Source organism: Amycolatopsis bartoniae (assembly GCF_014191255.1).
GTDB classification, from domain to species: Bacteria; Actinomycetota; Actinomycetes; order Mycobacteriales; family Pseudonocardiaceae; genus Amycolatopsis_E; species Amycolatopsis_E bartoniae.
Map to the genome: position 1 here is coordinate 995,969 of NZ_JACHWH010000002.1, position 8,646 is coordinate 1,004,614.

9 protein-coding genes are annotated in these 8,646 nt (G+C 71.5%); 8 read left to right on the forward strand and 1 reads right to left on the reverse strand.

The features are described from left to right. The first annotated feature begins 328 nt into the window (after positions 1-328). The 8 genes from FHX82_RS16635 (at position 329) to FHX82_RS16670 (ending at position 7,549) form a co-directional block, all read left to right on the forward strand. On the forward strand, positions 329-1,168 hold the full coding sequence (locus tag FHX82_RS16635) for an ESX secretion-associated protein EspG (RefSeq protein ID WP_229881369.1): 840 nt from the start codon (positions 329-331) through the stop codon (positions 1,166-1,168). A 17-nt stretch (positions 1,169-1,185) separates the two neighbouring features. Further along, positions 1,186-1,593, forward strand: a complete 408-nt coding sequence (locus FHX82_RS16640; RefSeq protein WP_229881370.1) for a hypothetical protein — start codon at positions 1,186-1,188, stop codon at positions 1,591-1,593. A 25-nt stretch (positions 1,594-1,618) separates the two neighbouring features. Next, positions 1,619-3,325: a PPE domain-containing protein gene (locus FHX82_RS16645; RefSeq protein ID WP_145932627.1), complete on the forward strand. Its 1,707-nt coding sequence runs from the start codon at positions 1,619-1,621 to the stop codon at positions 3,323-3,325. A 10-nt stretch (positions 3,326-3,335) separates the two neighbouring features. After that, entirely contained in the window at positions 3,336-3,722 is a 387-nt protein-coding gene (locus FHX82_RS16650) for a type VII secretion target (protein ID WP_145932626.1), read from the forward strand. Further along, the gene (locus FHX82_RS16655) at positions 3,719-4,234 is read left to right on the forward strand and encodes a YbaB/EbfC family nucleoid-associated protein (RefSeq protein ID WP_145932625.1); all 516 of its coding nucleotides are present in this window, start codon (positions 3,719-3,721) and stop codon (positions 4,232-4,234) included. The genes FHX82_RS16650 and FHX82_RS16655 overlap by 4 nt, the downstream gene beginning before the upstream one ends. A gap of 472 nt (positions 4,235-4,706) precedes the next feature. Next, a complete protein-coding gene (locus FHX82_RS16660; protein WP_229881374.1) occupies positions 4,707-5,531 on the forward strand; it encodes an SAM-dependent methyltransferase in 825 nt (274 codons plus the stop codon). Positions 5,532-5,786: 255 nt separating this feature from the next. Beyond that, a complete protein-coding gene (locus tag FHX82_RS16665; RefSeq protein ID WP_183176659.1) occupies positions 5,787-6,746 on the forward strand; it encodes a DUF6801 domain-containing protein in 960 nt (319 codons plus the stop codon). A 302-nt stretch (positions 6,747-7,048) separates the two neighbouring features. Then, entirely contained in the window at positions 7,049-7,549 is a 501-nt protein-coding gene (locus FHX82_RS16670) for a universal stress protein (protein WP_229881377.1), read from the forward strand. Positions 7,550-7,980: 431 nt separating this feature from the next. Here FHX82_RS16670 and FHX82_RS16675 read toward each other — a convergent pair. Continuing rightward, a partial coding sequence (locus FHX82_RS16675) for an ADP-dependent NAD(P)H-hydrate dehydratase (RefSeq protein WP_183176660.1) occupies positions 7,981-8,646 on the reverse strand: 666 nt, incomplete at its 5' end.

Consider the following 8,646-nt stretch of genomic DNA (forward strand, 5'->3'; position numbering starts at 1 on the left):
GCACCCGCCGCTTTCCCCCGCTCGTCGTATCCCGACATTCCACCCCATCCCGTCACGATCCGCTCTCTTCCCGAACGCGCGCGGAATTTTTCCCCCGCGCGCCGTGTCACTGAAGCATGTGAACCACGACGGCTGCTCTCTCGTCTCATTGTCGGGGGCGGGACAGTGGGAGTTGTGATCACCACTCCGGGGAGGCAGGCGCTCGACATGGATCGCCGTGACGCGGAGACTGAACAGCGAACAGGCAGCATCCACTGCCGACGGGTTGACCTTGGGGGAACGGCCGGCCATGTCCACAGCTCTTCGTTACCGGAAAGGTGACACGACCGTGTCTCGGTTCGACTTCACGCTCGGCAGCGTGGAGGCCGTGGTCGTCGGGCGCGCGGTGGGGGCGGACGTCCGCGTGTTCCCGTTGCGCATCAGCAACACGACGGTCGACCCGGTCCGGTTCGCCCGCCTGGCCCGCCAGGTCTACTTCGACCTCGAGGACCGGCGGCTGTCGGTCCGCGGAGAACTGAACCGCCAGGTCCGCGCGGCCTTCGACCTGCTGCGCGACCACCGGGTCTCGGTCGCCGCGAGCGGCACCGACGTCCGCCACGGGGACCTGGCCGTGTTCGCGGCCACCGACGGCGCGCAGGCGCTGACGATCACCCAGACCGGCGGCGAGGACAAGCTGGAGTTCTCGCTGCTGCCCGACGAGGAGCTGGTGCGCACCCTCGCCGGTGCCCTGCCCGCGGCGGATCCGGCGCCGACCCGTCCGCTCGCGGTCTCCCGCCGCGACGACCAGCCGCGCTCGGCGTTCGCCGCCCGGCGGCAGGCCGAGGAGGAGTTCGACCGGGAGGAGACCGAGGCGTTCGGCAGCCTCCAGGTGAACAGCGTGGTGCGCCCGCGTGGCGGCATCCGGACCCGGACGCGAACGCAGGACGAAGAAATCCTGACCGAGATCCTCGCCGGGCCGCGGCTGGGCGGCGGCTACTTCACCGCGAGCGGCCGCGGACGGCACGGCGAGCAGCGCACTGCGGAACCCGTCACGTGGCTCGACACCGAGGACGGCCGCTACCTGGTCCACACCACCACGGACCGCTCGTCGACCACGGCGCACTACGTGCCGGCGGGCTTCGCGGACGTCGCCGCAACCGTCCGCACGATGATCTCCGCGGTCTACTGAGGAGGGGGAACCGCGCCATGAGCGACGGACAGGACGCCGCCCAGCCGACGATGGCGGCCGACCGGATGCTGAGCGGCACCGAACTGAAGCAGCTGGCCGTGACGGGGAGTTTCGCGGTCGACGAGGGCACCGGCGACCGCATGATCCAGGCGCTGCAGGACATCGTCGACACGCTGGAGGCACGCTGGGCCGCGCTGCAGCAGTTCGAGCAGGCGCCGCCGCTGAGCAACACCGCCACGTCCCGCTGGGCGTCGCACGTGATGCTCAAGACGGCGACCGACGACGACGGCCTGCTCACCCAGCTGCGGCAGGCGAAGGAAGAACTGCCCACGTACATCGAGGCAATCAAGCTCGCCAAGACGAACTACCGGTCACAGGACAGCGCGAGCGGGACGGCGCTGACCAGGATCAGCGCCCAGGGCTGACGCGCGGGCAGTGAGGAGAACCAACGTGGCCATCACCCCTCCCGGCGGCTTTTTCCACGACATCACCGAAAACCCCGACTCGCCCTACTACGTGGGGCCGATCGGGTCCGCCGTGTCCTCGGGCGACGACATCCGCGCCGAGGTGGCACGCGAGGTCGACGACGAGATCGCCCACGGCTGGCTCGGTGACGTGGTCACGCCGCTGCAGCGCGACCAGGAGATCCAGCGCCGTTACGAGGAGCAGATTTCGCAGTCCCGGCAGGGTCTGGACCACGGGCTGGAGCTGCGCGACAACGGCAACGCGCCCAGCACGGTGTGGGACAACGCGACCCACGAGCAGATGGTCGAGGCGCTCACCGAGAACGCCGACCCCGCCACGGTGGCCGTCACCTCCGAGGAGTGGGTGCGGCTGGGCAACGACCTCACCGAGCACCAGCAGAACCTCGCCTCCGCGATCGCCGACAGCCTCTCCGACTGGCAGGGCTCGGGCGGCGACGCGGCCCGCCGGCACCTGGCCTCCGTCGGTCAGTGGCTCGGCACCACCGCACAGGGCGCCACGCTCACCGGCCGCCAGCAGGAGATCCACTCGCAGGCGCTGAACGAGGCACAGAAGCAGATGGCGGTGAACCCGCCGGTGCAGTTCGACACGCAGAGCGCGAACGCGCGCCTGCAGGCCCTGACCGATCCGGTGGCCTACGCGCAGCAGGCCCAGCTCGACCTGGCGGCGCTGCGGCAGCAGCAGGCCGCGCGCCAGCAGGCGGCTCGGATCATGTCGCAGTACGACGACACGGTCGCCTCGGCCAGCACCACCCCGGTCTTCCCGGCGCCGCCGAAGCTGGCGCAGCTGACCGCCAGGAGCGCGGTGCTGCCGAGGAGTTCCACGACGCCGCAGAGCGAGACGGCCGTGACTCCGCGGCTCGCGGCCGACCGGCAGCTCCAGCCGGGCACTGTCGCGGGAGCACCATCCGATGTGGACGGCCAGGCTGCGCGCTTTTCCGGGAGTTCGGGGACGACGGGCGGCGAGCTGCCGTTGAGCGCGTCCGGCTACTCGGGTGGCGCCACGTCCTACGGCGGTTCGGGTGGGTACGGCGGCTCCGTGCCGGAGATCCCCGACAGCACCCTGCCGGCGTCGGTCACCGGCACCGACCTCAGCTCCACCACCGGCACCGGAACCGGCTCGGGTCGCGTGCCGACGATCGGCTACTCCGGCGGGATCAACGGCGACAGCATCGCCAGCCGCCTCGGCGGCACGGCCGTCCCCACCGGCAACCCGCTCGAAGGCATCGGTTCCATCGGCGGCACCGGCGGGATCGGCGGCAGCTCACTGGGCGGCATCAAGGGTGTCGGCGGGATCGGGGAAACCGCGGGCACGGCCGGAAAGGGCCTCGGCGGCATCGGGGGTTCCGGCGGTTCCGGTGGCGTCAAGGGCATCGGCGGCGGTGGTGGCGCTGGCGCCGGAAACCGGCTCGCGGGCGGGATCGGGTCCGGCGCCGCGGCCGAGGAAGCCGCGGCCGCGCGTAGCGGGGCCGGTGCCGCCGGAGCGGCGGGCCGCAACGGCACGTCTGGCGCCGGGCTGGGGGGCCACGGCGGCAAGGGCAAGGGGGAAGAGGACAAGGAGCACCGGATCGCCGACTACGTCGAAGGCGAGCCCGACCTCTTCGAGGCCGAGCAGGTCGTCGCCCCGCCGGTCATCGGGGACTGGAAGAAGAACAAGACGGACAAGAAGAAGTAGCGGGGGCGACATGTCTTTCGAAGTGGTCGCGGATGAGCTGCGCACGCACGCCGGCCATCTGGACGGCCTGACCGACCGGCTGAACGCGGCCGTGGACGCGGCCCGCGCCGTGGCGATGGGCGACTCGGCGTACGGCCTGCTGTGCGCCTTCCTGCCGCCCATCGTCAACGCGACGACGCAGGACGACGCGACGGAGGCGCTGAACGCCGCGGTCGAGGGCATGACCGCCACGGCGGACAACGTCCGCACCGCGGCGTCGAACTACGACGACCAGGACACCTCGAACGCGCAGCCGTTCGAGGTGCAGCTGCGGGAGCAGGAGCCGGTCGCGTCGGCGCGCATCGGCACGGTCGTCCAGCCGGTGCAGGCGTCCGCGCGTGAGGGGGCGGGCGAATGACCGCGGCAAACGGGCTCGGCGACCTGATGCGAGACCCCGACCAGGCGATCGAGCGGATCGACGAGTGGGCGGCAAGCTTCGCACGCAAGGCCGAGCGCTACCGCGCGGCGCAGGAGCGCACGGAGGAGATCCGGCTGACGTCGGCCAACACCGACGGCTCGGTGCGGGTGACCGTGCGCGCGGACGGCAGCGTCACCGACCTCGACCTGTCCGGCCGCGCGCGCACCATGCCGCTGGAGGAGCTGTCGGCGCAGATCCTCACCACCATGCGGCGCGCGCAGGCCGGGATCGCCGAGCGCGTGGCCGAGGTGATGACCGAGGAGGTCGGCGAGGAGGACCCGCAGACGCGGGCGCTGCTCGTGGACAACCTGCGCAGCCGCTTCCCCGATCCGGACGAGGACGACGAGGTGCCGGAGGAGGAGTCGGACGAGTCACCCGCCGCCGAGGACCGGCCGCCGCGGCGGCCCGCCGAGCAGGAGTCCGAGGACGACGAGGACAACAACCCCTGGTGATCCCCCTCGGAACGAGGAAGAGCCGGCCTTCCGCCCGGGGGAAGGCCGGCTCTTCGTCCGTCGGGGGACGTGGATCGGCGGGGACCGGAGGATCTGTCGATCCGAGTGCTGCATCCGGAGAGTTGCCTGCCGACCGGGGGTTCTACTCACCTCCGTTCGGCGGAATCAGTGGTTACACATCGTCGAGCACTGTCACGGATTCGGGCGAGGCACCGACGCCTGCCGGAGTGAGTGTTTTCCGCCGCCGTCTTGGACGGGTGACCCGCGAACCCGTTGCGCGTCAACCTGTTTGCCCTGGTGAAGCCCGGATCCTGCTTCCCGGGGCATCCGCCCATCGCCGCTCCACAGTGGACTCCGCCCCGAAGGGTAGCCGTCACGGCGCGTGATCACGGCAGGCGCTACCATGTCGGAAAGCGCTGCGAAAGGAACTGCGGTGAGCCAACGGGGACCTGAGCCCTTTCCACCCGAAGGGGTGGACCTGGAACACCCGAGCGTGGCGCGGGTCTACGACTTCCTCCTGGGTGGCACGGCCAACTGGGCGATCGACCGGACGTTCGGCGAGAAGGTGCTGACGAGCTTCCCGGTGCTGCGTTCCGTCGCCGTCGCCAACCGGTTGTTCCTGCACCGCGCGGTGCGGCACCTGATGCGGCTGGGCGTGCGGCAGTTCATCGACATCGGCTCGGGCATCCCGACGATGGGCAACACGCACCAGATCGCCGACGAGGTGGCCCCGGACGCGAAGGTCGTGTACATCGACCACGAGCCGGTCGCCGTCGCGCACTCGCGGTACCTGCTGGAGAAGCACGGCGACCCGAAGCGGCACGCGGTGGTGCAGGCCGACATGCGTGACCCGGACGGGTTGTGGGACAGCGTCGCCGAGACCGGGGTGATCGACTTCGACCAGCCGGTGGCCGTGCTGCTCGTGGCGGTGCTGCACATCGAGCAGCCAGGGCACGACGGCAAGGACATCGGCCCGCAGTGCGTGGCGCGCTACCGGGAGCTGCTGAACTCCGGCTCGTACCTGGTGGTTTCGCAGGTCACCGACGAGGGTGTGCCCGACGAGCTGGCGGACAAGCTGGTCGAGCTGAAGCAGATGTACGACGCCTCGTCGAACCCGGTGGTGTGGCGCAAGCAGTCCGAGATCCGTGACCTGCTGGGGGACTTCGAGCTGGTCGAGCCCGGCATGACGTGGACCCCGTTGTGGCATCCCGAGGAGAGCAGCCCCAACTCGCCGGAGCTGGAGTTCACGACCCCCGAGGAGTCGGTGATCTGGGTCGGCGTGGGCCGCAAGCCGTGAGGTTGCCGGCGGGTGCGCTGGGCCTGGCGGCGCGGCTCGTCGCGGCCTGGGGCGTGGGCGCCGGAATCGGCGCGGTCGGCACCGGGCTCGCCGATCCCCTGCCACGGGTCTGAACCGGTTTTGTCGGGCCCCTGCTAGTCATCGCGCGCGTGATTGGCGTGCTGGTACGGAATATCTCCGCGAGCCTTTCCGCGGTCCGCGCGGGTGGGTAGCTTCCCGCTCCGGGGCACTTCCGACGGGCGAAAGCGGGACGCGATGAACTCCTCCAGCAGAAAGCGCTTTCTGGCACTGGCCTCCGTGGCCGGCGCCGCGGCGGCCGTCACCGGTCTCGTGCTCGGCACCGGCACCGGCAGTGCGGCCCCGGTCGAGCTGACGCTGAACTACACGTGCCCGTTCCCGCTTATCGGCGACCAGGCGATCAAGGTCGTGATCAAGTCGGACGTGCCCGCCACGATCGCGGTCGGCGAGCCGACGCCCGAGTTCTCGATCACCGCCATCTCCACCGTGCCGGAAACCGCCACGCAGGGGCTCACGCTCGTCGGCGCGACGACGGTCGAAGGCACGGCGCAGGCCGGTTCCACGATCGAGGTGCCCGAGGGCACGCTGCCGGTGACCGTGCCCGCGACCATCCCGTCGACGCCCGTGCCCGCGTCGGGCTCGTTCGACGTGACGGCCACCGGAACCGCGCCCGCGCTGACGTTCTCGCAGGCCGGGCAGGGCACCATCCGGGTGAACGACATCGCGCTCACGCTCACTCCGCGCACGGCGTCCGGCGGGGAGACCGGCCTGGGCACGTTCACCTCGCAGTGCAAGCAGAACGCGGGGCAGAACAACGTGCTCGCCACGTTCCAGATCACCGGCGGGGGCGGCGGCTCGACCACGCCGTCCACGCCCACCAGCACGACGACGACAACCACCACCACGTCGTCTCCCACCACCACGAGCGGGTCGACGAGCGGGTCGGCGACGACGAGCCCCACCACGACCACGCGTTCGTCCACGAGTTCGGCCACGAGCGGCTCCAGCACGACGCGGTCCACGACGTCTTCGTCCGCGGCGGGTGGCGTCGTGCCGGCGAACTACACGCCGTCGTCGGGCAGCCGTGAGCTCGCTTACACCGGGGTGCCCGTGCTGGCCACGATCGCGGCCGGGCTGGCGCTGGTGTCCGCCGGTGCGCTGCTGCTGTTCCGGCGCCGGTCATCGAGCGACCGATGACGTGACCGGCTGGGGCGTGTCGTTCGTCTCGTGACCGAGGGTGACTCCGGCCACGAGACAGAGGGCGGCGACCCAGCAGGCCAGGCGGAGAAGGCTGGAGACGGGGCAGAGGATCTTCATGGGATTCTCCTTGCGGGGAGGGGGTTCTGCTTCGAGAATCACCCTGGCGGTGGTTGCGGGACAACGAGTTTCCTGTTTCCGGCTCGATCGGCAACTGTCCCATGTGGACTGCGAGAGCGCGGTCACACTGCCGGGGTGCGGGCGGGGTCCCGGGAGCGGGGCGTTGCGGTGATAATGGGGGTGTGGCGGACAGTGGATCCCCTTCGCTGGTCGAAGACTTCGGACCGGCGTGGGTGCCGGGGCGGTTCGAGCGGGGCACGGACGGGCCGCAGCTGATCCTCGTGGGGGTGGACGGGTCGCCGACGGCGTTGCGGGCGGGTGCCTACGCGGCGGGCCTCGCGCGGCGGCAGCGGTCCCGGCTGGTGGTGGTGTACGTGATGTCGCCGTCGGTGTGGACGGGGATGTCGGCGAGCCTGCTGTCGGCCGCGCAGGAGCAGGCGCACGACGAGCTGATCACGGAGCTGCGGGAGCCCATCGCGCGGCTCGCGCAGGAGGCGCACATCCCGGTGACGCTGGAGATTCGCCGCGGGGACGCGTACACGGAGCTGCGCCGCGTGGCGACGGAACGGCAGGCGGACCTGGTAGTGGTCGGGGCGTCCGAAAGCGCCGGTCACCGCCTGGTGGGCTCGGTCGCGACGCGCCTGGTGAAGGCAGGTCTCTGGCCGGTGACAGTGGTGCCGTAATCGCGGCGGCGGTCCGCTCGGTGGACGGCCGGTTCGCGCGAGCGTTTGCCGCCTACTGGGTCAGGTTTGAGACGACCGTGCCTGCCTCGGGCACCACGGCACGCTGGGCGGGCCGCTCGGTGAGCCGGTCCCCGCAAGCGATTGCCGCCTACCGGGTCAGCTCCGAGTCACGCACCAGCAGACCCACCGGGCGGCCCGCTCGGTGAGCCGGTCCCACAAACGATCGCCCCTACTGGGCCAGCTCCAAGACAACCGTGCCCACCTCGGCCACCAGGCCACGCGCCGTCACGCCGAGCGAGTCCGGCTCGCCGCCCTGCCCAGCCGGTCCCCGCAAACGATTGCCCCCTACCGGGTCAGCTCCAAGACGACCGTGCCCGCCACCTGGTCGCGCGCCGTCACGCCGAGCCAGTCGCGACTCGGCGCCCTGTCCCCTACTGGGTCAGTTCCGAGATGACCGTGCCCACCTCGGCCACCAGGTCGCGCGCCAGGAGTCCCGTCACGCCGGTCTTCGGGATCAGGCGCTGGCCCGCCAGTGCGTGCACGTGCGTGGCCCAGCAAGCCGCCTGTTCCGGGGTCGCCGAGCGGGCCAGGAAGCCGCCGATCAGGCCTGCCAGCACGTCGCCGCTGCCGGAGGTCGCCAGGTGGATGTGGCCGCCGCCGTCGAACCAGCGTTCTCCCGACGGGCTGGCGATCGCGCCCATGAGCGAGACCACCGCCTGGTAGCGGTCCGCGATGCCGGCCGCGGCGGTGGCGTAGTCCTCGACCTCGCCGCCGAGCAGGTACTCCGCCTCCGTGTGGTTCGGCGACATCACGACGCGCCCCGCCCACGGCTTCACCAGCTCCGGCTCCCGGCTCAACGCCCCGAGCGCGTACGCGTCCAGCACCAGCCGCGCGTCCTCCGCCACCAGCGGCAGCACCCGCTCCAGCAGCGCGAACGTCTCGTCGACGTCCGTCAGCCCCGGCCCGATCACCACCACGCGTGCCGCGGGCAGCACGTCCCGCAGCACCTCGGCCGCCTCACGGGACACCGCTCCCCCGTCGGTCTCCGGCAGCCCGAACACCGAAGCCTCCGGCACGGCCACCCCGAGGGGCGTCGC